Annotated in this window: 28 protein-coding genes; 14 read left to right on the top strand and 14 right to left on the bottom strand. The window is 45.3% G+C overall.

Going from position 1 to position 26,927, the window contains the following annotated elements; genetic code table 11:
• The first annotated feature begins 24 nt into the window (after positions 1-24).
• From AC2UZJ_RS01635 to AC2UZJ_RS01625, 3 genes are read left to right on the top strand one after another with little or no spacing between them, the layout of a single operon-like run.
• A complete protein-coding gene (locus AC2UZJ_RS01635) occupies positions 25-501 on the top strand; it encodes an FKBP-type peptidyl-prolyl cis-trans isomerase (protein ID WP_486948374.1) in 477 nt (158 codons plus the stop codon).
• On the top strand, positions 498-1,484 hold the full coding sequence (gene ispH, locus AC2UZJ_RS01630; protein ID WP_486948373.1) for a 4-hydroxy-3-methylbut-2-enyl diphosphate reductase: 987 nt from the start codon (positions 498-500) through the stop codon (positions 1,482-1,484). Before AC2UZJ_RS01635 ends, ispH begins: the two co-directional genes overlap by 4 nt.
• Positions 1,484-2,881: a YdgA family protein gene (locus AC2UZJ_RS01625; protein WP_486948372.1), complete on the top strand. Its 1,398-nt coding sequence runs from the start codon at positions 1,484-1,486 to the stop codon at positions 2,879-2,881. Before ispH ends, AC2UZJ_RS01625 begins: the two co-directional genes overlap by 1 nt.
• Positions 2,882-2,892: 11 nt before the next feature.
• Here AC2UZJ_RS01625 and AC2UZJ_RS01620 read toward each other — a convergent pair whose 3' ends face one another.
• From AC2UZJ_RS01620 to AC2UZJ_RS01590, 7 genes are read right to left on the bottom strand one after another with little or no spacing between them, the layout of a single operon-like run.
• A complete protein-coding gene (locus tag AC2UZJ_RS01620; protein WP_486948371.1) occupies positions 2,893-3,498 on the bottom strand; it encodes a Maf family protein in 606 nt (201 codons plus the stop codon).
• Positions 3,499-4,938: a pyruvate kinase gene (pyk, locus tag AC2UZJ_RS01615; RefSeq protein ID WP_486948370.1), complete on the bottom strand. Its 1,440-nt coding sequence runs from the start codon at positions 4,936-4,938 to the stop codon at positions 3,499-3,501.
• 9 nt (positions 4,939-4,947) lie between these two features.
• A complete protein-coding gene (gene rsfS / locus AC2UZJ_RS01610; protein WP_486948369.1) occupies positions 4,948-5,319 on the bottom strand; it encodes a ribosome silencing factor in 372 nt (123 codons plus the stop codon).
• A gap of 6 nt (positions 5,320-5,325) precedes the next feature.
• Positions 5,326-5,922 carry a nicotinate (nicotinamide) nucleotide adenylyltransferase gene (gene nadD / locus AC2UZJ_RS01605; RefSeq protein ID WP_486948368.1) on the bottom strand — a complete coding sequence of 199 codons (597 nt, stop codon included), beginning with the start codon at positions 5,920-5,922 and terminating at the stop codon, positions 5,326-5,328.
• Complete coding sequence (gene hemF, locus AC2UZJ_RS01600) at positions 5,904-6,818, bottom strand: oxygen-dependent coproporphyrinogen oxidase (RefSeq protein WP_486948367.1); 915 nt, start codon at positions 6,816-6,818, stop codon at positions 5,904-5,906. The genes nadD and hemF overlap by 19 nt, the downstream gene beginning before the upstream one ends.
• 1 nt (position 6,819) lies before the next feature.
• Positions 6,820-8,106, bottom strand: a complete 1,287-nt coding sequence (gene purD / locus AC2UZJ_RS01595; RefSeq protein WP_486948366.1) for a phosphoribosylamine--glycine ligase — start codon at positions 8,104-8,106, stop codon at positions 6,820-6,822.
• Between the two features lie 25 nt (positions 8,107-8,131).
• Positions 8,132-8,863 carry a YebC/PmpR family DNA-binding transcriptional regulator gene (locus AC2UZJ_RS01590; protein WP_486948365.1) on the bottom strand — a complete coding sequence of 244 codons (732 nt, stop codon included), beginning with the start codon at positions 8,861-8,863 and terminating at the stop codon, positions 8,132-8,134.
• Between the two features lie 193 nt (positions 8,864-9,056).
• Here AC2UZJ_RS01590 and AC2UZJ_RS01585 point away from each other — a divergent pair, with 193 nt between their 5' ends.
• Together AC2UZJ_RS01585 and AC2UZJ_RS01580 are read left to right on the top strand one after the other, a co-directional pair.
• Complete coding sequence (locus tag AC2UZJ_RS01585) at positions 9,057-9,998, top strand: 2-hydroxyacid dehydrogenase (protein WP_486948364.1); 942 nt, start codon at positions 9,057-9,059, stop codon at positions 9,996-9,998.
• 21 nt (positions 9,999-10,019) lie between these two features.
• Positions 10,020-11,003: a quinone oxidoreductase family protein gene (locus AC2UZJ_RS01580; protein ID WP_486948363.1), complete on the top strand. Its 984-nt coding sequence runs from the start codon at positions 10,020-10,022 to the stop codon at positions 11,001-11,003.
• Here AC2UZJ_RS01580 and AC2UZJ_RS01575 read toward each other — a convergent pair.
• Together AC2UZJ_RS01575 and pepN are read right to left on the bottom strand one after the other, a co-directional pair.
• On the bottom strand, positions 11,000-12,019 hold the full coding sequence (locus tag AC2UZJ_RS01575) for a class 1 fructose-bisphosphatase (protein ID WP_486948362.1): 1,020 nt from the start codon (positions 12,017-12,019) through the stop codon (positions 11,000-11,002). The genes AC2UZJ_RS01580 and AC2UZJ_RS01575 overlap by 4 nt on opposite strands.
• Before the next feature lies 1 nt (position 12,020).
• Positions 12,021-14,690, bottom strand: a complete 2,670-nt coding sequence (pepN, locus tag AC2UZJ_RS01570) for an aminopeptidase N (protein WP_486948361.1) — start codon at positions 14,688-14,690, stop codon at positions 12,021-12,023.
• Between the two features lie 50 nt (positions 14,691-14,740).
• Between pepN and AC2UZJ_RS01565 the strand changes: the two genes are divergently transcribed.
• Entirely contained in the window at positions 14,741-15,352 is a 612-nt protein-coding gene (locus tag AC2UZJ_RS01565) for a DUF4136 domain-containing protein (RefSeq protein ID WP_486948360.1), read from the top strand.
• 107 nt (positions 15,353-15,459) lie between these two features.
• On the opposite strand, the gene AC2UZJ_RS01560 is transcribed toward AC2UZJ_RS01565, so the two are convergent.
• Positions 15,460-15,798 (bottom strand): H-NS histone family protein, encoded by a 339-nt coding sequence (locus tag AC2UZJ_RS01560; RefSeq protein ID WP_486948359.1) that lies wholly within the window; start codon positions 15,796-15,798, stop codon positions 15,460-15,462.
• A 236-nt stretch (positions 15,799-16,034) separates the two neighbouring features.
• Here AC2UZJ_RS01560 and tldD point away from each other — a divergent pair, with 236 nt between their 5' ends.
• From tldD to AC2UZJ_RS01535, 5 genes are all read left to right on the top strand, one after another.
• Positions 16,035-17,495, top strand: coding sequence for a metalloprotease TldD (gene tldD, locus AC2UZJ_RS01555; protein WP_486948358.1), 1,461 nt, complete (start codon positions 16,035-16,037; stop codon positions 17,493-17,495).
• A gap of 121 nt (positions 17,496-17,616) precedes the next feature.
• Positions 17,617-18,138: a MarR family winged helix-turn-helix transcriptional regulator gene (locus AC2UZJ_RS01550; RefSeq protein WP_486948357.1), complete on the top strand. Its 522-nt coding sequence runs from the start codon at positions 17,617-17,619 to the stop codon at positions 18,136-18,138.
• Complete coding sequence (gene ectA / locus AC2UZJ_RS01545) at positions 18,135-18,677, top strand: diaminobutyrate acetyltransferase (protein ID WP_486948356.1); 543 nt, start codon at positions 18,135-18,137, stop codon at positions 18,675-18,677. The genes AC2UZJ_RS01550 and ectA overlap by 4 nt, the downstream gene beginning before the upstream one ends.
• Positions 18,678-18,685: 8 nt before the next feature.
• On the top strand, positions 18,686-19,996 hold the full coding sequence (gene ectB, locus AC2UZJ_RS01540) for a diaminobutyrate--2-oxoglutarate transaminase (protein WP_486948355.1): 1,311 nt from the start codon (positions 18,686-18,688) through the stop codon (positions 19,994-19,996).
• Positions 19,993-20,382: an ectoine synthase gene (locus AC2UZJ_RS01535; protein ID WP_486948354.1), complete on the top strand. Its 390-nt coding sequence runs from the start codon at positions 19,993-19,995 to the stop codon at positions 20,380-20,382. Before ectB ends, AC2UZJ_RS01535 begins: the two co-directional genes overlap by 4 nt.
• 82 nt (positions 20,383-20,464) lie before the next feature.
• Here the strand turns inward: AC2UZJ_RS01535 and ehuA are convergent, their stop codons facing one another.
• From ehuA to ehuB, 4 genes are read right to left on the bottom strand one after another with little or no spacing between them, the layout of a single operon-like run.
• The gene (ehuA, locus tag AC2UZJ_RS01530; RefSeq protein WP_486948353.1) at positions 20,465-21,244 is read right to left on the bottom strand and encodes an ectoine/hydroxyectoine ABC transporter ATP-binding protein EhuA; all 780 of its coding nucleotides are present in this window, start codon (positions 21,242-21,244) and stop codon (positions 20,465-20,467) included.
• Positions 21,241-21,933 carry an ectoine/hydroxyectoine ABC transporter permease subunit EhuD gene (ehuD, locus tag AC2UZJ_RS01525; RefSeq protein WP_486948352.1) on the bottom strand — a complete coding sequence of 231 codons (693 nt, stop codon included), beginning with the start codon at positions 21,931-21,933 and terminating at the stop codon, positions 21,241-21,243. The genes ehuA and ehuD overlap by 4 nt, the downstream gene beginning before the upstream one ends.
• Entirely contained in the window at positions 21,933-22,604 is a 672-nt protein-coding gene (ehuC, locus tag AC2UZJ_RS01520; RefSeq protein ID WP_486948351.1) for an ectoine/hydroxyectoine ABC transporter permease subunit EhuC, read from the bottom strand. Before ehuC ends, ehuD begins: the two co-directional genes overlap by 1 nt.
• Before the next feature lie 5 nt (positions 22,605-22,609).
• Complete coding sequence (ehuB, locus tag AC2UZJ_RS01515) at positions 22,610-23,470, bottom strand: ectoine/hydroxyectoine ABC transporter substrate-binding protein EhuB (RefSeq protein ID WP_486948350.1); 861 nt, start codon at positions 23,468-23,470, stop codon at positions 22,610-22,612.
• A 307-nt stretch (positions 23,471-23,777) separates the two neighbouring features.
• Between ehuB and aroG the strand changes: the two genes are divergently transcribed.
• From aroG to AC2UZJ_RS01500, 3 genes are all read left to right on the top strand, one after another.
• On the top strand, positions 23,778-24,842 hold the full coding sequence (aroG, locus tag AC2UZJ_RS01510) for a 3-deoxy-7-phosphoheptulonate synthase AroG (protein ID WP_486948582.1): 1,065 nt from the start codon (positions 23,778-23,780) through the stop codon (positions 24,840-24,842).
• Positions 24,843-24,948: 106 nt separating this feature from the next.
• The gene (gene mnmA, locus AC2UZJ_RS01505) at positions 24,949-26,064 is read left to right on the top strand and encodes a tRNA 2-thiouridine(34) synthase MnmA (RefSeq protein WP_486948349.1); all 1,116 of its coding nucleotides are present in this window, start codon (positions 24,949-24,951) and stop codon (positions 26,062-26,064) included.
• Between the two features lie 25 nt (positions 26,065-26,089).
• Positions 26,090-26,905 carry a sulfite exporter TauE/SafE family protein gene (locus AC2UZJ_RS01500; protein ID WP_486948348.1) on the top strand — a complete coding sequence of 272 codons (816 nt, stop codon included), beginning with the start codon at positions 26,090-26,092 and terminating at the stop codon, positions 26,903-26,905.
• Positions 26,906-26,927: the final 22 nt, after the last annotated feature.

The raw sequence follows: 26,927 nt of genomic DNA, 5'->3' as shown, positions 1-26,927 counted from the left end.
TAGACGTAATAAGGGTGACAGACCTTGAGCACAGAAAACCACGATGCGCGGCCAATTGTCCATGCGGACTCTTACTTAACTTTGCACTATTGCATTCAAATTCAAAGCGGGCCGGCTGGCGGCACGGTGTTTGTAAATACCTTTGATGGCAGGCCAGCTACTTTGCAGATGGGTACAGGACAATGGTCACCGGGCTTAGAGCAAAGCTTGATTGGGAAGGCTGAAGGGGAGATTTTTGGTGTTACTTTGAGCCCTGAAGAAGCTTATGGTGAGCGCAACCCATCCTTAGTGCAGTGGGTGAGTAAAACCATGATGGGCGACTTAACTGACCCTGATAAAAACTATGAACCCGGTGATATGGTGGAATTTGCCGCCCCTACGGGTATTCATTATGCCGGTGTGTTAAAACAATGGGGTGAAGATGCCGCGCTGTTTGACTTTAATCATCCTTTAGCGGGCGCCCAAATTCGTCTAGACGTCCATATTTTAGGAATATTATGAAGCCTCAAATTGAAACTTTAACTCAACTGCCAGAGATGCAGGTGGTGCTTGCCCAGCCTCGGGGGTTTTGTGCCGGTGTAGACCGTGCCATTGATATTGTAGAGCGAGCCTTAGAGCTCCATGGCAAGCCTATTTATGTGCGCCATGAAATTGTACATAATCGTTATGTGGTAGATGATTTACGCAACAAAGGAGCTATTTTCATCAAACAGCTCGAGGAAGCACCAGCAGGGGCCATTGTAGTGTTTTCAGCGCATGGTGTGTCCTTAGCAGTGCGCGCTGAAGCCGAAGAGCGTGGTCTTACTGTGTTTGATGCCACCTGCCCTTTAGTCACCAAGGTGCATAGAGAAGTCACCCGTATGCATGCGAATGGCCGAGAAATCATCATGATTGGTCATAAAGGCCATCCTGAGGTTGAAGGCACCTTAGGTCAAGCCACTAAAGGCATGTTTTTGGTAGAAACCGTAGCCGATGTTCAAAATTTAGAGGTTACAGACCCCGATAATTTAGCCTTTGTTACCCAAACCACCCTGTCAGTAGATGATGCAGAAGAGGTGGCTCAAGCCCTACGCCAGCGATTTCCTAATATTGTAGAGCCCAAGAAAAGTGATATTTGCTATGCTACGCAAAATCGTCAAGATGCCGTTAAAGTCATGGCACCACAATGTGATGTGGTGCTGGTGGTGGGTAGTGTGAATAGCTCAAACTCTAACCGTTTACGTGAAGTGGCAGAACGTAAAGGGGCCGCCGCTTACTTACTCGATGATCCGGCCATGGTGCAGGCGGAGTGGTTTGCATCTAGCCCTCGAGTGGGCATTACTGCGGGAGCATCTGCTCCTGAAGAGTTGGTGCAACAGGTGATTGATCGTATTAAAGAGCTAGGTGCTATTTCAGTACGTACCTTAGATGGGGTAGAAGAAACGATTTCGTTTCCGCTGCCGCGTGAACTTTCTAGAAAATTAAATGTAGACCAAGGTGAATAATGAGCGCTACACGTAATTTAGTCTTGGGTGTAGCCATACTTGCTGCAGCCTATAGTGGGGCTGCATGGTATATGGGTGCTAAGGCGGAGCCGGAGATTCGTAAGCAAGTCGCAGAATTTAACGCTACAGTTGCCACTCATTATGCCGTGAGTTTAGATAAAGAGGCCGTGCATTTAAAAATCGTAAATTATAAACGTCATTGGTTTTCTTCAGATATTAGTTATGAATTACTTATTAACGATGGTCAAGAGCAATATCCACTTTTACTAGAAGATGATTTACGCCATGGGCCCTTGCCTTTTGCTGCCTTAATGAAAGGGCGCCTTGCACCTTTGTTGGCTTATAGTGAGTTGAAATTATTGCCTAGTCAAAATGTGCAGCCTTGGTTTGATGCCACGCCTAATGGGGAAGCGCCCATTACAGCGCATAGCTTTATTGCTTTTAATGGCTCTAGTAATAGCCATATTGATTTAGCAGCGGTTGATTATCAAAACGAGTTTGGCGGTCAAGTGAAAATGGAGCCTGCCACCATCAACGTGGATTATCAGGCAGCTAAAGATCAAATTACCATTGACGCTGATCTACCACGTTTTATGTTACTAGATGGTGAGAATGGTATGCACCTAGCGCTAAACCATACCTACCTTGAAGGCAGCGTTACAGATAGCGAACAGGGGCAACGCTCTGAGGCCGCTTTGCATATTGAGCAAATGGGGGTGGGCTTTGAGCAGTCAGTAGAAGTTTTGATGCATCAGCTCACCGCTAAATCTGCCTATAGTTTGCAAAATGGTTTAGTAAATAGTGCGCTTTATTATGATGTGGCCAGCGTTCAAGTGGATGGGCATGAGGTAGGGCAGCTAGAGCTAGAGCTAGACGCTAAACGTATTGATTATGAAGTGTTGGCCTTATTATCGCAGCCAGAGCTTGTAGATGAGCTTGAAGAAGCTGAGCTACAACCTTTTTTAGACCGTTTTTTCAGTCATCAGCCAGAGCTTAAAATTAATCCTTTGAGCTGGGAAAATACGGCTGGTCAAAGCCATATAATAGCCGACCTAAAAATGGCCCCCACTGCGGCCAAACCATACCAGCAAAATGAAGTGGATCTCGCGCACTTTTTTGAAGCCTTAGATCTTAATATCCGTTTGTCGCGCCCCATGATACAGGGGTTTTTTAGCGAAGATGGCTTTAGTAGTAGTTTAGCCGATATGCTGTTTACGCGGTTTGCTCAGCAGGGCCAAGAGGTGGGTTTGTTAGTTTATGATGGCAAAGACGCTACCCTTACACTACGTTTTGACGCCGCTAATAACACACTACTTTTAAATGGTAGGCCCACCGATCCCAATGAGTTATTTTACTCATGGCTAGTTTTGCAGATGGGCGGCGGCGTCTTACGTTAAACTCGTTAAAACTAAACTAAACCAGCCTCTATGCACAGCTGATGGGTTTGATAGACGTCTAAGCCCATCACGCTGCTGTAGCTGCCTTCTAAACGTTTGATAAAAATAGCGGCTCTACCTTGTATGCCATAGGCACCAGCCTTACCCAAAGGTTCTTCGCTATCACAGTAGGCGGTTATCTCTGCAGCTGATAATTCCCTAAACCAAATTTTACTGCTGGAAATGCTTTCGTAAATTTGCCCTTCATAAGCTAGGCAAGCAGCAGTGTGTACGTGATGCATTGTGCCTGACAATGCGCGCAGAAGTTGAGCGGCATGTGTTAAATCATCCGGTTTTCCTAGAATTTCACCATCAAGTTCTACCGTGGTGTCCGCGCATAAAATAGGCCAATTTTGATGTAAGTCTGGTTGGCTAGCGCGCCAAAGTAAGGCTTGCTCTAGTTTAGTGTGCGCAGTGCGTTGTACGTAGTTCAAAGCCGATTCATGAGGCAGTATAGGCTCGTCTTCTCCTTCGGGAGCGGGTACATATAAAACCTCATGCGCTAGAGCAATTTGCTGCAGTAATTCATAACGACGTGGGCTGCCTGAGGCTAGATAAAGGGGTTGAGTTGATGTCATTTAGCTCACCTGTAATATGTGCATGCTGTTAGTGCCACCCGCTTGGTCTAAGGTGCCTTTGGTTAAGATCACCCAGTCACCAGAGTGCACTGCGTTGTGCGCTAATAAATGTTGTATAGCAGCATTAGCGACTTCTTCTTGGGCGTATTTGGTAGCATTAAAGTCCATGCTGTATACGCCTCTAAACAAGGTGGCGCGTTGTTGGGTAGATTGATGACGCGTAAAACAAAAAATAGGTACCGTTGACTTAATGCGCGACATAATAAGCGGTGTGCGACCACTTTCACTTAAACTAATAATGGCCTTGATACCGGGATAATGATTGGCGGCATACATGGCAGATAAGGCAATGGTATCATCACAACGCTCAAACACTTCACCTATGCGATGTTTAGAAATACCGCTAGTAGGCTCAGCCTCTGCTCCCACACAAATGCGTGCCATCGCGGTGATGGCTTCTACGGGGTATCGCCCGGTAGCGCTTTCACCGGAAAGCATTACCGCATCCGTATAATCTAACACCGCATTGGCCACATCAGACACTTCAGCCCGTGTAGGGGCGGGGCTATGTGTCATGGATTCCATCATTTGGGTAGCAGTAATTACCAGTTTATTTAGTCTACGTGCGTGTTGAATAATACGTTTTTGTATACCCACTAGACGCGCATCGCCAATCTCTACGCCTAAATCGCCTCGTGCCACCATTACCCCATCACTGGCGGAGATAATATCCTCTAAGGCAGCATCATCGGCTACAGCTTCAGCCCGTTCTATTTTAGCAATCACCCAAGCGTCTGAGCCAGCAGCCTTCAGTAATTCACGCGCTTTTTGTATATCGCTGCCATAACGGGGAAACGACACCGCTACATAATCTACGTTTAGTTCAGCGGCGAGCTGGATGTCTTCGCGATCTTTATCCGTAAGACTGGGGGCGGAAATACCACCACCACGGCGATTAATGCCTTTGTTATTTGATAATTCCCCCGCATTGAGGACTAGGGTTTCTACGCGATCGTCAAAAACGGCTTCTACTTGTAGAACAATTTTGCCATCATCTAGTAGTAATTCATCGCCGGGACTGCAGGCATCAATTAAAGGCGGGTATTCTACAGCGACTACAGAAGCATTACCTGCATCATTCGGGTGTGAGGTGGATAAGGTGAAAGTTTGACCGGCTTCCAGTTGTACAGCCCCTTCGACAAAACGGGCAATGCGGATCTTAGGTCCTTGTAAATCTCCCATAATGCCTACAAAGCGCTTATGTTTAGCGGCTAACTGACGCACCAGCAAAGTTTTTTGGCGATGACTTTCAGCTGTGCCGTGAGAGAAGTTTAAGCGTGCCACGTCTAAGCCAGCCAATATCAGTTTTTCTAAAGCGATGGCATTCTCACTAGCAGGGCCTAGGGTGGCTACAATTTTAGTGCGTCTTTTTACCGTCATGAAATGAGATTAATCGTCTGATAAGTTGGGCATGGTGTCTGTTTTGAGATTTAGCTCTATAGGTGTGTCTCCCCAGAGCTCTTCCAGATTATAGTATTCTCGAATAGCTGGCTGCATGTGATGGATCACAATACCCCCTAAGTCTACTAATACCCATTCGCCGGTATCAGCGCCTTCATAAGCTAGTACTTCCAAGCCGGCTTTTTTAGCATTATCAATGACGTTATCAGCTAAGGATTTAGTTTGGCGAGCATTGGCTGTAGCAATGACTACGCGGTCAAAAAGGCCGGTGATTTTGGTGGTGTCAAAGGCTTGTATATCTTTGGCACGGCCTTTTTCAAGGGTATCTACTACGAGTTGTAATTGGTCTTCAATTTTCATAAATTTTTATAACTGATAAAGTTGGTGTTGTTGAATATAGTGTTCCACACAAGGAGACACCATGGTAGCCACCGACTGATGCTGTTGTAGCCGTTCACGTATCAGCGTAGCGGAAAGTGGGGTGGGGGCAAAGTCTATGGTGTGCAGAGTTTTGCCTAAGAGGTTTAAATGGTTTTGTAGCTCAGGGGGCGGGTCTATAGGGTCGCCCGGGCGTTGCGCTACGGCTAACTCCACATACTGTAATATATCTTGCCAATGACTCCAAGTAGGAAAACCTTGCAGCTGATCGGAGCCTAAAATCCAAAAATAACTGTTGTCAGTAGAGAGTTGGCTAACGGTATCGTAAGTGTAGGTGGCGCCCCCACGTTCAATTTCTACGGGATTCACCGTTAAATGAGGCTCGTTTTTGATCGCTAGCTCCAACATAGCTAATCGGTGTTTTTCATCAGCGCCTAAATATTTTTTTTGCCACGGGTTCGCCGCGGGTAAAAGCTGCACTTCAGCCAATTGTAATGATTGCAGGGCAGCTTTTGCTAAAGCAATATGGGCTATATGTACGGGGTCAAAACTGCCCCCCAGTAAACCTATACGTTTTCTAACCATGGATACGGTTTTAAATACTCATAAAGTTTGGCTTCGGGACTACCTACTTCGGGCTCCCAGCAGTAACGCCAAGCGACCTTAGGTGGCATAGAGAGTAAAATGGATTCAGTACGCCCTCCTGATTGCAAGCCGAATAAAGTGCCTCTATCAAAGACCAGATTGAACTCCACATAACGCCCCCGTCTGTAGGCTTGGAAATCACGTTCGCGCTTACCATACTCCATCGTACGACGCGCCTCTACTATAGGCATATAAGCCTTAGTGAAATGATCCCCTACGGAACGGATGAGTGCAAAGCTTTTTTCAAAACCTAGGGCATTTAAATCATCAAAAAAAATACCACCTATGCCTCGCGTTTCTTGACGGTGCTTTAAGTAAAAGTACTCATCACACCATTGCTTATAGCGGGGGTATTTATCGTCCCCAAAAGGAGCTAAGGCATCAGCACACATTTGATGAAAATGGCGTGCATCGTCTTCAAAAATATAGTAGGGCGTAAGATCTAAGCCGCCTCCAAACCAAAAAACCGGTTCTTGGGCGTCATTGGTGGCGTGAGCCACAAACATACGCACATTCATATGTGTGGTGGGTATGTAGGGATTCTGTGGGTGTATAACTAAAGAAACACCCATGGCTTCCCATGGCCTTCCTGCCAGCTCAGGGCGTTGTGCACTAGCGGAAGGCGGTAGCTGTGTGCCTTTTACATGGCTAAAGAGTACTGCCGCGCGTTCAAATAGCGCACCATTTTCTAAGTAGCGAGAAAGCCCGCCTCCGCCTTCAGCGCGTTCCCAGGCATCGGAAGTAAAAGCCGTGCCATCGGCTTGTTCTAGCTCGGCCACAATACGGGATTGTAAATCGGTGAAGTACTCGTAGACGGGTTGTACAGAAAATTTCATTTTATGACTCATCAGCAGGTAGTGCACGCCAGCCTATATCGCTGCGGAACTGCTTACCATCAAAGTGAATGTGATTGGCGGTGGCGTAGGCGGCTTCTTGAGCTCTGCGTATGGATTCACCTAAGGCTGTTACGCATAAAACGCGGCCGCCCGAGGTTTTAAGCTGATCACCCTCTAAGACGGTACCGGCATGAAACACCATGCACTCTTCTGAATCTTCAGGTAGGGGTTGAATGACATCACCTAAACGGGGCTCTTCGGGGTAATTGGCGGCTGCCATCACCACACCAATGGCGGGACGTCTATCCCAGTCTATAGTGGCTTCGTCTAATTTACCGGCAAAAGCCATTTCAAAGATTTCGGTGAGATCATTTTTGATACGCATCATAATAGGCTGGGTTTCAGGATCACCTAAGCGGCAATTGTATTCCAGCACTTTAATAGGGCGTGTGGCGTCGGGGCCTTCGTCAATCATAAGACCTGCGTATAGAAAACCGGTGTAAGGAATACCGTCTTTAGCCATGCCGTTTAAGGTGGGGTGAATGACTTCACGCATAATACGGTTGTGCAAGGTGGGGCTAACAATAGGGGCGGGTGAGTAGGCGCCCATTCCGCCTGTGTTTGGTCCTTCGTCAGCGTCTTTGAGGCGTTTATGGTCTTGGCTAGTGGCCATAGGCAGCACATGCTTGCCATCACACATCACAATAAAGCTGGTTTCTTCACCTACTAAAAATTCTTCAATTACTACACGTGCGCCGGCCTCACCAAATAGGCCGCCTAAAATATCATCAACCGCAGCTAAGGCTTCGTTTTCTGTCATTGCTACGATCACACCTTTACCCGCAGCTAGGCCATCGGCTTTGACCACAATAGGTGCACCTTGCTCTCGTATGTAAGCTTTAGCGGCTTTGACATCGTTAAAGGTAGCGTAGGCAGCGGTAGGGATTTTATGTTTTTTCATGAAATCTTTGGCGTACTCTTTGGAGCTCTCTAGTTGGGCTGCAGCCTGAGTGGGGCCAAAAATTTTTAAACCTTTAGCTCTAAACGCATCTACCACACCAGCAGCTAAAGGCGCTTCTGGACCTACGATGGCAAAGGCGATGTGATTGTCTTGAGCAAACTTAACCAGCTCATCTACTTCAGTAATGGCCACGTTTTTCATACGCTCGCCTGTGGCGGTGCCACCGTTCCCTGGAGCCACAAAAACCATTTCTACGCGTTGGGATTGAGTGAGGCGCCATGCCAATGCATGTTCACGGCCGCCACCACCGATAACTAATAGCTTCATAGTATAAGATTTACCAATTAAAAAATTATTCGGTTTCGTCCATGACGGCCGTTGTGTACACCTCTTGCACATCGTCTAAGGACTCCAGTGCGTCAAGCATTTTTTGCATTTGCTCAGCCTCTTCGCCTTCTAGTTCAGTTTCTGCTTCGGCTTTCATGGTGACTTCGGCAACTTCAGGCGTGAGGTTTGCGGCAGCAAAAGCATCTTTAACTGCGGTGAAATTTGTAGGCTCACAAATCACTTCGATTAAGCCTTCTTCATCAGTGATGATGTCATCGGCGCCGGCCTCTAGAGCGGCTTCCATTACGGCTTCTTCGCTAGTGCCCGGCGCAAAAATAAACTGCCCACAATGCGTAAACTGAAACACCACGGAGCCATCTACGCCTAAATTACCGCCAAATTTACTAAAGGCGTGACGCACCTCGGGTGCGGTACGGTTGCGGTTGTCTGTTAGGCAATCCACAATTACTGCAGCTCCACCTACGCCATACCCTTCATAACGTACTTCTTCGTAATTACCTTCCTCAGCTCCGCCTGCCCCACGTTGTATAGCGCGGTTAACGTTGTCTTTAGGCATATTAGCGGCTGCGGCTTTATCGGTGGCTAGACGTAAGCGTGGGTTTGCTTCTGGGTCAGGGCCACCTTCGCGTGCTGCTACCGTGATTTCACGGATGATTTTTGTCCAAATTTTAGCGCGTTTTGCATCTTGACGCCCTTTGCGGTGTTGGATATTAGCCCATTTACTGTGACCGGCCATAACAAGTCCCAAAAGAAAAAAGTCAATAAAAAGGAGAAGGGGGTAATAGTTTACTCTGCCCTTAACCTATGGCGTGAATTACACTGTTTAGTCTTAATTGTATAACTATAGGCTATTGTAAGCCTATTATTCGTTTCGTCGTAATCCCCTGTGACTTTAGCCACGTGGGAATAGACAATAAGGAGAGTTATAGATGGCAAAAACGACTGTGATAATAGCCGTAGGACGTCCAAAGACGTGTCAGCAGTGGGCTAAGGTATTTCAACAGCTGCAACCGGATTGGCGCATTGTGTGTTGGGATGATGTGGGGGATACCGTAAAAGCGGATTTTGCGGTGGTGTGGCGGCCATCTAAGCAGCTCTTTATAGATCAACCTCAATTAAAAGCGATTTTTAATATAGGTGCAGGAGTGGATGCCATTGATTTTTCCGCTATTCCCGCTGAGCTGCCAGTATATCGTATAGAAGATGCAGGAATGGCAGCACAGATGGCGGAATATGCTGTATATGGCGTTTTATTAGCCACCCAACGCTTTGCCTCTTATGGCCCACAACAACAAAATCAGCAATGGCAGCAGGCAGCGCCCATTTACCGCCATCAGTGGCCGGTAGGAGTGTTAGGATTTGGGCAAATCGGTGAGAAAGTCGCTCAAGTAATGCAAAGCTTAGGTTATCCGGTTTCTACTTGGGTGCGTACGCCACGTCCAGCACCAAATAATATTCAGCTATTTGCTGGCACTGAGCAATTACCTGATTTTTTAACGCAGAGTCGTATTTTAATTAATGTTTTACCTTTGACATCAGAAACTCAGGGCATTATTAATGCCCAGCATCTATCGCAGTTACCTGCAGATAGTTTTTTTATCAATATGGCGCGTGGTGGGCACGTGGTGGACGACGACTTAGTAGCGGCTTTAGATTCAGGTCATTTGACAGGGGCTCTCTTAGACGTATTCCATACAGAACCCTTACCTGCTGAACACGTGTTTTGGAGCCATCCTAAGGTACACATTACGCCACATATAGCCGGTGTGTCTTTGCGTGAACCGACGGCAGAGCAAATACAGGCTAAAATTAAGGCCTTCTTGCAAAATCAAGTTGTAAGTGGTTTGGTAGAGCGTGAGCGTATGTATTAATAAATCTAAGGAGAACAAATAATGACAACCATTAAATCCATCCAAATTAAAGAAAATGGTGGCCCTGAGGTCATGCAATGGGTAGACATTCCCTTAGCTAGCCCTAAGGCCAATGAAGTTCTTGTACGCAATAAAGCTGTAGGTTTAAATTTTATTGATATTTATGTGCGTGATGGCCTTTACCCAGGCGGTTTACCTCATGGCTTAGGTTTTGAGGGAGCGGGGCTGGTGGAAGCCGTGGGTGCAGACGTGGAACATGTGAAAGTGGGAGACAGAGTAGCGTATGGCCAAGGACCCTTAGGCGCTTATGCTGAAGCGCACTGTTTGCCCGCAGATCGAGTGGTGAAATTGCCTGAGCAAATTAGCTTTGAAGAAGGCGCAGCCATGATGCTTAAAGGGTTAACAGTACAGTATTTGTTTAGACAGACTTACCGCTTAGAGCCCGGACAAACGATTTTATTTCACGCGGCAGCAGGGGGCGTAGGGTTGATTGCTTGTCAATGGGCTAAAGCCTTAGGGGTCAAGCTTATAGGTACCACTTCCAGTCCTGAAAAAGCGGCTTTGGCCAAAGCACATGGCGCTTGGGAAGTGATCAACTACAAAACAGAAGACGTAGTGCAGCGGGTACGAGAATTAACTGAAGGGGAAATGCTACCCGTGGTTTATGACGGTGTGGGAGCGGCTACGTGGGAGCGGTCTTTAGACTGCTTACAGCCCCGAGGGCTGATGGTGAGTTATGGGAATGCTTCTGGTCCTGTAACAGGCGTGAATTTAGGTATTTTGGCGCAAAAAGGCTCTTTGTATGTGACGCGCCCCATGATTGGTAGCTATGTGCCTACTTTGGAAACGATGCAAGCCGCTACCACTGAGTTGTTTGACTTAGTGGTAGCTGGGCAGATAAAGGTGAATATTGGCCAGCGAGTGCCTTTAAAAGACGTAGCACAAGCGCATAAGGCTTTGGCGGCGGGTCAAACGACGGGTGCCACCGTACTCACTTTAGATTAAGGCTCGGAGTTGAGGTGGTACTGCTGTACGCGGGCCACTTCATTTTTAGAACCGAGTATTACACCCACACGCTGATGTAGTTCAGTAGGCTGTATATCTAAAATACGGGTGCTGCCATTAATAGCGGCACCGCCGGCCTGCTCTACAATAAAGCTCATAGGGTTGGCCTCATACATGAGTCGTAGTTTGCCATTACGTACTGATTCACGCTTATCGGTGGGATACATGAAAATACCGCCGCGGCTTAAAATACGGTGTACATCGGCCACCATAGAAGCTATCCAGCGCATATTGTAATTCTTCTTCAGTGGGCCCTGCGTGCCGGCTAAGCAGTCTTCTATGTACTGGCTAATAGCGGGGTGCCAATGACGTTGATTAGACATATTAATGGCAAACTCAGCCGTCTCTTCGGGGATTTTAATCTCCGGATGGGTAAGCACCCAGGAGCCCGTTTCGCGGTCTAAGGTAAAGCCTACTACACCAGCACCTACGGTGAGTATTAGCATGGTTTGTGGACCATAAACGGCATAGCCAGCAGCCACTTGTTTAACACCAGGTTGTAAGAAATCCGCTTCTTGTACATCTCTGCCGTGTGACTCTTTGGGCAGCTGCAGTACAGAGAAGATAGTACCTATAGATACGTTAACATCAATGTTTGACGAGCCATCTAAAGGGTCAAAAAGTAATAAGTTTTTGCCTTTAGGGAAGTGGTCCGGAATACGATGCAAGGTATCCATTTCTTCAGAGGCCATAGCGGCTAAGTTACCGCCCCATTCATTGGCTTCTAACAAAATTTCATTTGACATCACATCCAGCTTTTTTTGCACTTCACCTTGCACATTTTCGGAGTCTAAACTACCTAAAACGCCCCCTAGTGCACCTTTACTCACGGCGTGACTAATGGCTTTGCAAGCGCGCGCTACGGTTTCTATTAAGAGCCGTACGTCAGCAGTCACGGTATCGTGTTGACGTTGTTGCTCTACGAGATAATGGGTTAAATTCTTTTTTAAGTACATGTTATTTGCTGTCTATATCTATAGTTAATGCTTTTTGGATGATTTCATTTACATTAGCAGAAATATTGCTTTGTGCCGCTATAGATTGTAAACGTTGCTGTAGTTTTGCGCGCAATGGCTCTGCATAGTGTGCCCAAATATCAAAGACACGGCAGAGACGAGCGGACATTTCAGGGTTTAATTTATCTAAGGCTAACACCTGATCTCGCCAAAAATCGTAGCCTGCCTCGGTATGGACGTGAAGTATGTTATTTGTGCAAAACTGAAAGAGTAAGGCCCGTGCTCGATTAGGGTTGCGGAGCGTGAAATCAGGATGCTGTTGTAGTTGTAAGGCTTGGGTCGCATCAAAATAAGGCGCGCAGGCTTGCACACTAAACCAGCGATCTATAACCAAAGGATTGTGCTGCCATTGTGCATAAAAATCCGCCAAGACAGCTTGACGACTCTTTGCATCAGCATAATGCACAATTAAACTAAAAGCCGCCCATTGGTCCGTCATATTAGTGGCGGTCTGGTATTGCTGCTGTGCTAACGTTAAAGCGTCAGGGTGATTGGCGATAACTAGTTGTTTTAACGCTAGGTTTTTAAAGGCACGCTTACCTGCAGATAAAGCGTTAGGGCTGTACTCCTTTGCAGCTGTTGGTGCCTGATGTTTATGATAAAGACTCAACCAGTTCGCAGCAAAGTGTTTGGCTAAATGTTGCTTTAGCTCAGCATGAGCAGCATAGGTATTAAGAGGGTCTATAGGGGTTTGCTGCGCTAAAAGTTGACGTACAGACGGCAATACTAAAACCTGGCTTAGATACGCTGCTGAAAGATCGGTGGAAGCAATGAGTTGTTGCCATACCTCGACTAGAGCGGCTTGTTTAGTTTTATCAGTAATTGCTTGGCTAGCGAGTTCTTGTATGGCTTGCCAGCGGGCGAAGGCGTTATCGTCATGTTTAGCTAGAGTGGTAAGATCGTCCTGAGAGCGCTGCATGCTAACAGTAATGGGAGCAGAGAAATCCCGTAATAAAGATATCACTGGACGGCTAGTTATTTGTTTAAACACAAATTGCTGTTTTGCTTGATCTACCCGCAGCATAAACTCATGATTTAATTGACTGCCAAATTGTACTGTTTGGGTTTTACCTTGTTCATCTAAAAAACCCACTTTAAATGGAATTAGTAAAGGGGCTTTTGGGCTCATAGGTTCAGCTAAGAGCTCTATGCCCACCGGTGGGTTATCTTGAGTAACTGTTAGGGTGGCGCTGTGTAAACTGGCATCGTAATCGAGATCAACGCTAATGTGGGGTGTGCCCGCTTGCTCATACCAGCCAGTAAAAGCTTGAAGGTCTTCACCAGGGAATTGTTGCTGATATTGTTGATCCATTACCGCCATAAAATCATCACAACTAATAGCTTGGCCGTCAAATGTAGTTAAATAATTTCTTAAAGCAGTTTGAAAGCCGTCTTCGCCTAAAAGGGTATGGAACATACGTATGACTTCCGCCCCTTTTTCGTAAATGGTGGCGGTATAAAAATTACTGATCTCTTCGTAGCTATTCGGGCGAATAGGGTGCGCCATGGGGCCGACATCTTCAGGAAATTGCGCCATACGCAGTAAGCTCACATCATCAATACGCTTAACCGCTTTAGCACTAGTTGCCGCGGCTCCTTCTAAGCCTACCGCGAGCATGTCAGCACTGAATTCTTGCTCTCTAAAAACAGTTAAACCTTCTTTTAACGATAATTGAAACCAATCGCGGCAGGTGACGCGATTCCCAGTCCAGTTATGAAAGTACTCGTGGCCGATAACTGCTTCAATATCTCTATAGCTTTGATCGGTGGTAGTTTCGGGTTGAGCTAATACATAGGCGGCATTAAACACATTTAAGCCTTTGTTTTCCATGGCACCCATATTAAAATCACTAGCAGACACTATCATATATCGATCTAAGTCAAGCTCTAAGCCAAAACGTTGCTCATCCCACCTCATGGCATTAATTAGGCTTTGCATAGCCCAGGCAGTTTTTGGTTTATCGCCTTTGTCACTGTATAGCTGTAATAAAACTTCCCGGCCAGACGCGGTAGTGATGCGTTCTTCACGGCAGTCAAAATCACCCGCTACGACGGCAAATAAATACGAAGGCTTGGCAAAGGGATCTTCCCAAATGGCTTGGTGCATGCCATCAGCTAATTCCGTTGTGCTAATTAAATTGCCATTAGAAAGCATATACGGGAATTGAGATTGGTTGCCGCTAAGCGTGACGGTGTAGCGGCTAAGTACGTCTGGACGGTCTGCAAACCAGGTAATACGTCTAAAGCCTTCCGCTTCACATTGTGTAAATAGCTGTTGCCCTGATTGGTACAAGCCCATTAAGGTAGTGTTAGTTGATGGCTCACATTGGCTTTCTATTTCAATGAGATGGCTTGTTTTTTGTAAAGGGATAGAAAGACTATGTGTATTTAATTGATATTCGTGTGGTTTTAATTCTTCGCCATCTACCCAAATATGACGCAAAACCAAAGCTTCACCGTCTAATACCAAAGGAGTGCCTGGCATTTCAGTATGAACTTGGAAATGACTGCGTACTATTGTTTGATAAATATCAAGTTTAAAGTTTAGCTGTAAATGAGGAATATGATAGGGATAAGGCGTGTAATCTTCACGTAGTATGCTTGGATTCATCGGCTGGATTTTAAGATGGTTATTTGCTTGAAAGAGTGAAAGGAGTCGAGATGATTAAAAAAATAATGGCGTTGCTTACGTTACTTTTATTAAGTGCTTGCGCCAATACTTGGTCTGCTAAAGTGACTACCTATGAAAATTGGCCTGGCACGGCGTTTAATGCTCCTTATTTTATACAGCCCGCACCAGAAAGTCTGAATCGTTTGCAGTATCAAGCCGTGGCTGATAATGTGCGCGTAGCGATGGGAGCGGTTGGTTTGGTTGAAGGAGGGCCTGATAGTCGTCTTCAGGTGAGAATACTCTATAGCAATCCCATGTCTCAAGAAATGACAGAGCGTTTTGCTGACCCTTATTATAATGGCTTTTATCCTAATAGCTTTATGTGGGGAGGTTTTGGTTATGGGTATGATCGTAGTTTTGGTGGTGTGTTTTATAGCCCACCCTTAATGTATGTACCTGTAAGTGTTTATCATAATAAACTACAAGTGATTATTAATGATAAAGAAAAAGAGATGGCTGAGATATATAACGTAACGGCTATTCACGAAAGTAGCAGTGACAACCTCATGGAAGCAATGCCTTACTTAGCACGCGCTGCTTTTACTGATTTTCCTGGAATGAATGGTAAAACACAATATATAAAAATAAAGCGCAACCAGTAATTGAATTACGATTACGCTTAGTCAGATATACAGTTATAGATTATAGATTGTATATTTTATATTAAATAAAGTTACATTTTCATATATTATATATTGATTTTTATTAGCTACTTCTTGTCTTGAATTAAAAACTGATCGCGGTGCTGGCCTTTAGCCTCAGCATCCACAATCCAGCGTGGAGGGCGGCCGCGGCCAGTCCAGGTATCTCCTGTTTCTGGATTCCTGAAACGGGCAGGTGCAGTACTTTTTGCGCTGCCTCGTTTATTACGTTTTTCGTAAGCTTGGGCGATTTCTTCAGGAGTAATTTCATACTCAAGCATAGAGCGAATAATAGACGTAATTACCGGGCGACGCTGGCGTGAATGTAAAGTGCGCATTTTTCGCTTTAATTTATTAATCTGTTTTTCAATCTCTTGTTTTTCATTAATGAAGGATTCTTGAGGCATTGTAATTCCTGTGTTTAGTATTTTGGTGTTTCAGTATTAAGTACTAACAAATCTATAGCGTATGTAGAGTGTATTTGTATATTAATATTCTAACGCTATTTTACCTAATATAAAAATGTATTGTGTTTCTTTACTTTGCTGTAAGCGATTCTTGAGATTGTAAAAGGCTATTGTGGTTAGTAGATTGACCCCCACCTATACTGATAGCGGGGTTGTAGAATTAAAAAGGATATTAAATGACACAGAAATCGGCGGCTATTGACGCCATACAGACAGCTAAGTCTGTTTTATTAAGCCCATGGGGTTTAACTGAAGATGATTTACAGCGTAGTTTATCTGAGATTTTTGCGCATAAAGTGAATTATGCTGACTTATATTTTCAATATTCACGTAGTGAAGGTTGGAGCCTTGAAGAAGGCATTGTAAAGTCAGGCAGTTTTAATATTGATCAGGGCGTAGGTGTGCGCGCTATTAGCGGTGAAAAGACGGCTTTTTCATATTCAGATACCTTAAGTAAAGAGGCGTTGTTGGGTGCCGCCCACGCAGTGCGTACCATTGCTCGTCAAGGGCAGCAAGGCACCGTTCCTAATATAACCAGCCGCCAGCCTGCGCGGCCACTTATTTATGTGCCTAATGATCCGGTAGATAGTCTAACGGCTCCGCAAAAAGTCGCTCTATTAGAAAAAGTAGAAAAAATGGCTAGAGCTAAAGACCCACGTGTGGATCAAGTCATGGCCAGCTTAGGCGCTACCTGTGATACCGTTTTAGTGGTAGGCAGTGATGGCCGCTTAGCCGCTGATATACGTCCTTTAGTACGCTTGTCGGTTACAGTTATTGCTGAGCAAAATGGTCGTAGAGAAAGTGGCAGCTTTGGCGGTGGTGGCCGTTTTGATTTAGCTTATTTTGATGATGCCATATTAGAGCAGTACGTGAATCAGGCCGTTAGACAAGCCCTAGTTAATTTAGAAGCTCAGGCTGCACCTGCTGGCGAAATGCCGGTTATTTTAGGAGCAGGTTGGCCCGGTATATTACTGCACGAAGCAGTGGGTCATGGCTTAGAGGGTGATTTCAACCGTAAAAAATCCAGTGTGTTTACCGATAGAATTGGCGAGCAAGTGGCCTCTAAAGGGGTTACCGTAGTGGATGATGGCACTTTAGCTAATCGTAGAGGCTCTTTAAATATTGATGATGAGGGTAATCCCACCCAGCGTAATGTACTCATTGAAGACGGTGTGTTAACTGGATATATGCAAGATCAGCTCAATGCAGATTTAATGGGTGTGCCTGTCACCGGTAATGGTAGACGTGAGTCTTATGCTTACTTACCGATGCCACGTATGACAAATACTTACATGTTAAACGGTCAGCACCATCCGGATGAGTTGATAGCTTCAGTAAAAAAAGGGATTTATGCGGCTAATTTTGGTGGAGGGCAGGTAGATATTACTAGTGGGAAATTTGTGTTCTCTGCCTCGGAGGCTTGGCTGATAGAAAACGGTAAGCTGATTCATCCAGTTAAGGGTGCAACCCTTATAGGATCAGGCATTGAAGCCATGAATAAAGTTTCTATGATCGCTGATAATATGGCCTTAGACTCAGGCGTAGGCACCTGCGGTAAAGAAGGGCAAAGTGTGCCTGTAGGAGTGGGTATGCCCTCTATACGTATTGATGGCTTAACGGTAGGTGGCACCGCCTAATTTTGTTCTTTTTGGTGGGTTGTCCTTAGGAGGCAACCTTTTTTTTGATTTGACAATAATCATTCTAGATAATATGATTTCAGTTGAAATGATTATTTGCGCTGTGGAATATGAAAGCTAAATGAAAACACAAGATCAGTACGATTTACGTATTTTGCGGGCCTTAAGACGTATTACACGTTCTATTGCACTGCATTCACGCCAACTTTCGGCGGGTAGTAAAATTACAGCCCCGCAATTGGTTTGTTTACGTACCGTTATAGATAAAGGGCCACTTACTGCTACCATGATTAGTCGTGAGATGCATGTAAGTCCAAGTACTGTAGTAGGAGTACTTGACCGTTTAGAAGATAAAGCCCTGGTGGTACGAGAACGGTGTCGTGAAGATCGTCGTATTGTGTATGTTAGCGCCACAGAAGAAGGCAAAGAATTAGCAAAAAGTACCCCCTCGCCGTTGCAGCAAACCCTAAGTGATGCGTTGCAGCAGCTGCCCGAAGCAGAGCAGCTACAAATTACAACGGCCTTAGAGCGAGTGGTGGCATTAATTGATTCGGAAGCGGAGTTAGAGGTCGGGCAATCCGCATCCCCCTTATTGGAGATACCCGAGGGCGCTGTGCCGCCGGAATCGGGTTTGGTGGTTTGACAATACATACCAAAAAAGCATCATCCGTAAAAGATAGCGAGGACGCAGACCCACTGCTTTTTCGCTCGCCAGACATTGGCGATGGGGTGGCCATACAGCAGCTTATTGTTGATAGCCCACCCCTTGATCAAAACTCTACCTATGTGTACTTACTGCTTTGCTCACACTTTTCAGAAAGTTGCATCGTAGTACAGCATCAAGATCGGCTTGTGGGCTTTATTTCGGCCTACGTACATCCTCAAAAAACCAATACGTTGTTTGTATGGCAAGTGGCGGTGCATGCATCTATGCGTGGTCGTGGCTTAGCACAACGTATGCTGGATCAATTGCTATCTCGCCCTCATCTTATAAATGCCATTCGTTATGTGGAGACTACAGTAGACCCTGATAACAAGGCATCTAGGCGGGTGTTTGAAAGCCTAGCGCAACGGCATAACACCGCAATTGAAGAGTTCCCATTTTTTGAAGAAAAACATTTTGTAGAGCCACAAGTCGAGCCCTTGCTACGCATTGGGCCACTTTATAAAGAAAATAATTAGGAGAGAACATGTCTGATTTAACTATTTTTGATCGTATGGAATCGGAAGTGCGCGGTTATATTCGCTCATTTCCCGTCGTGTTTACTTATGCTAAGGGCTCAATCCTGCGTGATGAGTTTGACAAAGAATATGTAGATTTTTTTAGCGGTGCAGGTAGCTTAAACTACGGGCATAACAATGAGATTTTGAAAGAAAAGCTCATTGAGTATGTGCAAAGCGATGGCGTAGTCCATGGTTTAGATATGGCAACTAACGCTAAGAAAGCATTTTTAGAAGCGGTAGATAAGCACCTATTAAAACCTCGTAATTGGAATTACACCTTGCAGTTCACCGGTCCTACCGGCACTAACGCTGTTGAAGCAGCCTTAAAACTCGCTAGACAAGTGACTGGGCGGCAAAATGTAATTTCATTTACTCATGGATTCCATGGCGTCTCCATTGGTTCTTTATCTGTTACTGCTAACCAGAAATTCCGTCAAGCTGCTGGCGTTGATCTACAAGACACCACCTTTATTCCCTATGATGGCTATTTAGGTCCTGATGTAGATACTACGGCTTACTTAGAGCGTCTACTCGAAGATCCTAGCAGTGGTTTAGATAAGCCGGCTGCGGTGATTGTAGAAACCATTCAAGGTGAAGGTGGTGTAAACGTTGCCACTACTCGTTGGTTAAAAGCCTTAGATAAGCTTTGTAAAGAGCATGAGATCATCTTCATTGTGGATGATATCCAAGTAGGTTGTGGTCGTACTGGTAAGTTCTTTAGCTTTGAAACAGCGGGTATTCAGCCCGATATTATTACCTTATCTAAATCTATCTCCGGCTATGGTTTGCCCATGTCTATGGTGCTGATTAAGCCTGAGTTAGATATCTGGAAGCCAGGTGCTCATAGTGGTACTTTCCGTGGTAATAACTTGGCCTTTGTCACCGCAACGCATGCTTTAAATGAATACTGGGCAGATAATAGCTTTAGTAAAGAGATTCAGGCTAAAGAAGTCATTGTGCGCGATTGGTTAGAAAACTTGGTGCATAGCTACCCGGGTTCAGGTTTAAGTGTACGCGGTCGTGGTTTGATTCAGGGCTTGGTAACACCTGCGGGTTCAGATATTGCTGGTGAGGTTACAAAACGTTGTTTTGAGGCGGGTTTAATTATAGAAACCTCGGGCGCCCATGATGAAGTCATTAAGTTGTTACCTGCCCTAACCATTGAGACCGATTTACTGAAAAAAGGTCTACATATATTAGAGAAAAGTGTGGGTGAGGTAATGGCCCAAACCCCACGTACTGCAAAAGTTGTTAAATTAGGAGCGCTTTCTTCATGATAGTTCGCGATGTAAAAGATGTGATTGGTACCGAGCGCGAAGTGCGCACAGATAATTGGATGAGCCGTCGAGTGTTACTGAAAAGTGATGGCATGGGTTTTTCCTTTCATGAAACCACTATATTCCCTGGTACGGAAACCCATATTCATTATAAAAATCACTTAGAAGCTGTGTGGTGCGTTGAAGGTGATGGCGAGATTGAAACCGTGGCTGATGGCAAAAAATACGCTATTAAGCCTGGTATTGTCTATGCTTTAAATGAGCACGATGAGCATTACCTGCGCGGCGGCAAAGAGCCCATGCGTTTGATCTGCGTGTTTAACCCACCTGTGTCGGGCACAGAAGTGCATGATGCCGATGGGGTGTATCCGGCGGATGTAGACTAGATGGAATGCGGGCACGGCCCGCATTTTACAAGTGGAAGTTTCCACAAAAAAAGCCAGTTCAAAATGAACTGGCTTTTTTTGTTCAAGCATTCTGCTCCATAAAAGAGCTTAAAAACTCTTTAGTGCGCTCTTGTTGTGGGTTGGTGAAGAGTTGTTCGGGATGGCCGTCTTCTACAATTACACCTTGATCAAAAAAGCACACACGATCTGAAATTTCTTTAGCAAATTGCATTTCGTGCGTTACCAGTAATATGGTCAGATCATGTTTAGTGGTTAAACGTTCAATCACTTGCAACACCTCACCGACTAGCTCGGGGTCTAGCGCGGAGGTGGGCTCATCAAACAGCATAATGCTAGGGCGCATAGCCAAAGCGCGAGCAATGCCCACACGCTGCTGCTGACCGCCTGAGAGCTGGCTAGGGAACTTTTTCGCATGGTCGGTCAAACCAACTAGCTCTAAGTACTCATAGGCGCGCTCTTTGGCTTCCGCTTTACTTAGGCCTAAGACATGAATAGGCGCTTCCGTGACATTTCTAAGCACGCTCATATGGGGGAATAGATTGAACTGCTGAAATACCATGCCCATTTTTTTCCGCATTTTACGTAAATGCTCTTCGCTGGCGGACACTAAGGTGTCATTTTTCTTTTCGTGCCATAGTGGCTCTGAGTCCACATAGATCACGCCGCCTTGTATGTCTTCCAAGGTCATTAAAATACGCAGTACAGTGGATTTACCTGAACCGGAAGGCCCAATAATAGTGACTTTTTCACCTTTGTTCACATTGAAGTTCAGGCTATCTAGTACAGTGTGGTCACCAAATTTCTTGGTAACATTTTTAAATTCAATAATAGGGGTAGTCATTTCAGATGGATTCCTTCTTTAGGTAAGCGCTCATCTAATAAACGCACACCCCATGCAGCAATGAGGGTCATGATTAAATAAATAAGCCCAACTAAAGACAGCGGGATCATATAGTTAAAGCTACGGTCACCGATAATTTTGGCAACGCTCAGTAGTTCTAGCACTGAGATTACCGATAAGATCGGCACATCTTTCATAATAGAAACCAAGTAATTCCCTAAGGCGGGGATAATACGCGGTATGGCTTGCGGTAAAATAATGACGGTAAAAATACGCCACCCAGACAAATCTAAAGCATGTGAGGCTTCTGTTTGCCCTTTAGGTACGGATTCAATACCCGCGCGGTAAACTTCAGACGTATAAGCGCTGTATTGTAAGCCTAGAGCCAAAGCCCCCGTCATAAAAGCGGGTAAAACTATGCCATAATCAGGCAGCACATAATACAAAAAGAACAGCTGCACTAGTAGCGGAGTATCGCGTATAAATTCAGTAAAAAAACGAGCCGGCCAAGAGATAATCTTAAACCGTGCCCCTTTGAGTCCCGCTAAAACAAGTCCTAATAAAGCAGCGACTACAAAGCCGAGTAGAGTAGCTTGTATAGTGACGAGGAGACCTTTGCCTAAAATGGGTAAAATAGACCAAGCAAAAGCCCATAGGCTACTTGTGTCCCATGCAATTCCAAATAGCATTAATTTGCTCCTGCACGCCAGCGACTTACGTAGCGTTCTAGTAGTTTCATAATGGCCGTAATCACTAAAGCCATGCCAAAATACATAAATAACAACAAGGTATAAATGGTGGTGCTGTCTTGGGTGAAGTTACGTAGTTGTTCTGCTTTGAAGGCCAAGTCAGCCAAACTAATGAGTGAAACCAATGCTGTGTCTTTGAGGTTTTGTACAGCTAAGTTCCCAAAGCTTGGCATCATTTCTGGAATGGCTTGCGGCACAGCAATACGCCACATGGTTTGGCGCGGGCTAAAATCTAAGGATTTAGCCGCTTCGTATTGCGTAGGAGGTACGGCCTGAATGGCACCCCGTACTACCTCTGCAGCATACGCGCCTATATTTAACGCTAAGGCCAACGTACCTACCACTACGGGAGGCATGCGCAGATCAATGCCTATCATTTGACCCACTACCGGCAAAGCAAAATAAAGCCAGAAAAGCTGCACCAAAAGTGAGGTGCCACGGAAAAACTCAATAAAACTGATACTTAGTGTTTTAACGAACCAGTTTGTTGAGAGGCGCCCCACACCAAATACAAAGGCAAAAATACCACCTAATAGCGTGGAGTAAATAGTCAGTTGAATAGTGACCCACGCACCCGAAAGCAGTGAGTCACTGTAAGTAAGCCAGTTCATGGATATTAATTAGCAGCACATAGTTGAGCCGTGGTCTTCGTGTTTGATTCGTTCATGTCCACCTCGCTAAAACCGTATTGGCTGAGAATGTCGCGCCACTCTTGTGTTTGTTTAAATTTAGCCAGTTCTGCATTGACGGCGTCTCTTAATTCTTCAGAGCCTTTGGCAAAAGTGAAGCCACCCCAGCTGCGCACGGCTTCGCCATCAATGATGGGGTCGGTAAAGTTAGCAGCAAGCTCTACTTTATCACTTTGACTGGCTAAACCCGCGGCAGTTAAACCGGTGGCCGCGTAGGCATCAGCGCGTCCTGTAGAGACGGTAGAGATGGCATCAGAATTATTAGAAATAGTCACAAGTAAGGATTCATCAACACCTAATGCTTGCATCATTTCTAATTGATCTGCCCCCGCCATAATGGCAACTTTGTACTTACCGCTAGTGAAATCATCGTAGCTGTGTAGGTCTTTAGGATTGCCTTTGGCAACCAGCAAGCCTTCACCGTAAGAGCTGTCTGGTTCGGAGAAAAGTACGGTTTCACAGCGTTGTGGCAGAATGGCCATTTCCGCTGCCACCATGTCAAAACGGTCTGCCTGTAAGCCCGGAATCAAGGAACCAAAGTTTGTGGTTTGCCATTCAATCTTCTCTATGCCTAGGGCTTTAACTATGTGTTTAGCCACATCCGGACCGGCCCCTTTAGTTGTACCGTCCAAATCGGTGTAACCGTAGGGGATTTCATTGGCAACGGCAATGCGGATTACCCCTTTTTCTTGCAGTTGAGCTAAATCAGCAGCAAATACATTGGCGCTCAGTGCCATTAACGTGGCGGCGGTAGTGGTAATTAGTTTAGATTTACGTAATAAGGTCATAATTTTCCTTTCTGTAACAAGTAAGTGTTGAAATCATACCTTATAAAATCATTTCTACTCAAATCATTTACCATAAAAGAAAAATGAGTTAAGAGTGAGTTTTAATAAATAATGTGCTAGGATAAGATTATGTACAGTGCAACAAATAACTTTTTCTTTTATTTTTATACTTTTCCTATGCCGCTGGCGCAGGAAGGGATGCCTTGTACACTAAACACATAGCAAATAGATTCCCAACTAAAGCCGCCAGCGCTAAGGCGGCTTTTTTTGTGCCGTCACCTTGCTGGCACAACCTAAATGGAGTTCGATCGTGTCGCATAATACTGATGATTTACGTATTCGAGAAATTAAAGAGTTAAGCCCCCCAGCCCATTTAATGCGTGAGTTTTCTAGCTCAGAGCAAGTTTCTAACTTAGTGCATAAGTCTCGCGAGGCTATTCACCAGGTGTTGCATGGTGAAGATGATCGCTTAGTCGTAGTGATTGGGCCTTGTTCTATTCATGACACCAAAGCGGCCTTAGAGTACGCTCAGCGCTTAGCTCCTTTACGCGAGTCATTAAAAGGAGAGTTAGAAATCGTGATGCGCGTCTATTTTGAAAAGCCTCGTACCACGGTGGGTTGGAAAGGCCTTATTAATGATCCAAACTTAGATGGCAGCTTTAATATAAACCAAGGCTTACGCACAGCTCGTCAATTATTATTAGACGTGAATGAATTAGGTTTGCCAGCGGGCTGTGAGTTTTTAGATATGATTACCCCGCAATACATTGCAGACTTAGTTTCATGGGGTGCTATTGGTGCGCGTACGACTGAAAGCCAAGTTCACCGCGAGTTGGCTTCTGGTCTTTCGTGTCCGGTTGGATTTAAAAATGGCACCAGTGGTAGCACACGTATTGCCATTGACGCTATTAAAGCGGCTTCGCAGCCCCACCATTTTTTATCTGTTACTAAAGGAGGGCACTCGGCTATTGTTTCTACCAAAGGCAATGAGGATTGTCATATGATTTTACGTGGCGGTAAGTCCTCTAATTACGATGCCCAAAGTGTGGATCAAACCGGCAAAGAGATGGAAGCCGCCGGTTTAACGCCTACTATTATGATTGATGTGAGCCATGCTAATAGCGATAAAGATTATAGACGTCAGCCCCTAGTGATTGAAGAGGTGTGTAAGCAGTTGCAGGCAGGTGATGAGCGTATTATTGGTGTGATGGTAGAAAGCCATTTGGTAGCAGGACGCCAAGATCAAATTGAAGGCCAACCACTTACCTACGGTCAAAGTATTACCGATGGCTGTATTGGGTGGGATGATACCGAAGCCGTGTTAAACAATTTAGCTGCGGCAGTACGAGCTCGTCGCGCTGTGAGAAAATAAACCCTTATTAAAAAAGGCATACAGAAAAAAGCGCTGTGACTGAGGTCGCAGCGCTTTTTTTGCGAGTACAATAGACAGCATTATTTATTAAAGATGAATTTATATTATGACTATATCTAAAGGACGTGTGGTTATAGGTCTTTCTGGTGGCGTGGATTCTTCTGTTTCGGCGTGGTTGCTAAAGCAACAAGGCTATGAAGTAATAGGTCTTTTTATGAAGAACTGGGAAGACGATGACGACAGTGAATATTGCTCCAGCCGTCAAGACTGGCTAGATGCAGCCAGCGTAGCAGATTTATTAGGTATAGAAATAGAAGCCGTTAACTTTGCTGCCGAATATAAAGAACGTGTGTTCGCCGAGTTCTTACGTGAATATACGGCAGGGCGTACCCCCAATCCCGATGTGCTGTGTAATGCAGAGATTAAATTCAAAGCGTTCTTAGATCATGCCATGAGCTTAGGCGCTGATCATATAGCCACGGGTCATTACGCAAGGGTGCGCGCCGTAGAAACAGAAACGGGTACTGAGTATCAGCTACTTAAAGGCATAGATCAAAGTAAAGATCAAAGTTATTTTTTACACAGACTGAATCAAGCCCAGTTATCTCGTACTTTATTTCCTCTAGGAGAAATAGAAAAAACAGAAGTGCGTCAGATTGCTGAGCAACTCAAATTACCCAATGCGCAAAAGAAAGATTCTACCGGTATTTGCTTTATTGGTGAGCGTCCCTTCAGAGAGTTTTTAAACCGTTATTTGCCTACTAAACCTGGCCCCATTAAAACGGCCGAAGGGCAACAGGTAGGTGAGCATATGGGGTTAGCTTTTTATACGTACGGTCAGCGTAAAGGTTTAGGTATAGGTGGAGTAAAAGGCTCACAACGTGAAGACGGTACCGCTGATGCATGGTACGCCGCACGCAAAGATCTAGAAAATAACACCTTATATGTGGTGCAAGGTCATGATCATCCTTGGCTTTTAAGGCATGAGTTACAGGCTCAGGATGTGAGTTGGGTGGCTGGTCATGCGCCAACAGCCAAGACCTATAGCGCCAAAACCCGTTACAGACAGCAAGATGCAGTCTGTGAGATTCTACACGTGTCGGAAAGTACGTTGAGTCTGCGTTTTACTGAGGCACAGTGGGCCGTTACACCAGGTCAGTCCGTGGTGCTTTACGACGGCGATGTGTGCTTAGGTGGCGGTATTATTCATAACGAAAACTGAATTAAATGATTGAATTGCATTAATTATGGATCCTTATTTTATTTTTTTATTTGCTGCTTTAGGTGCCTTTGCTGGGTTTGCTGCAGGCCTTTTAGGTATTGGTGGCGGCATGATTCTGGTGCCTTTTTTAAATCTGCTGCTGCCAAAGCTTGGCGTAGCACCCACATTAGTCGTGCATGCTTCTATTGCTACCGCAATGAGTACCATTATTTTCACTTCCATTTCCAGTATGCGTGCTCATCAAGCTAGCAATGCCATTCGCTGGGATGTGGTGTGGTTAATGGTACCTGGATTAATTGTGGGGGGCTTGATTTCCGGAGGAGCGATTTTTGCCTACATTAACGGTTTAGTCTTAGCCATTATTTTTACGGCTTTTGTGTTTTACTCTGCTATCAAGATGTTTGTAGGGGGTAAACCGCCAGCGGGAAGAGAGTTACCTAAACCCTGGATTGTACGTGCCGTGGGTGGAGTGATTGGTTTTGTGTCTGGGCTCTTGGGTGCAGGAGGTGGATTTTTATCCGTGCCGTTTTTGGTGCGTTCCAATATCGCCATGCCTATAGCAGTAGGTACTTCAGCGGCTTTAGGCTTTTTTATTGCTGTGGCAAATGGTGTGGGTTATATGATTTCAGGTGATAAACACACCGATTTGGCTGCAGGCATGTTGGGCTATGTGTATTGGCCCGCCTTAGTGGTGTTGGTGGCGATGAGTATGTTGACGGCTCCGGCTGGAGCCCGTCTAGCGCATCGCATGCCGGTCAATCGATTAAAACGTATATTTGCTTTAATGTTGCTAGGTTTAGCCACGCAAATGCTTATAGATACTGTAAAAGTACATCTATAGAAAAGCGATCAGTGTTTAGCGT

It is taken from the genome of Paenalcaligenes sp. DL 309 (genome assembly GCF_057475285.1).
Note: the sequence above shows the minus strand (reverse complement) of the source record. Positions and strands in the feature narration are given on the sequence as shown.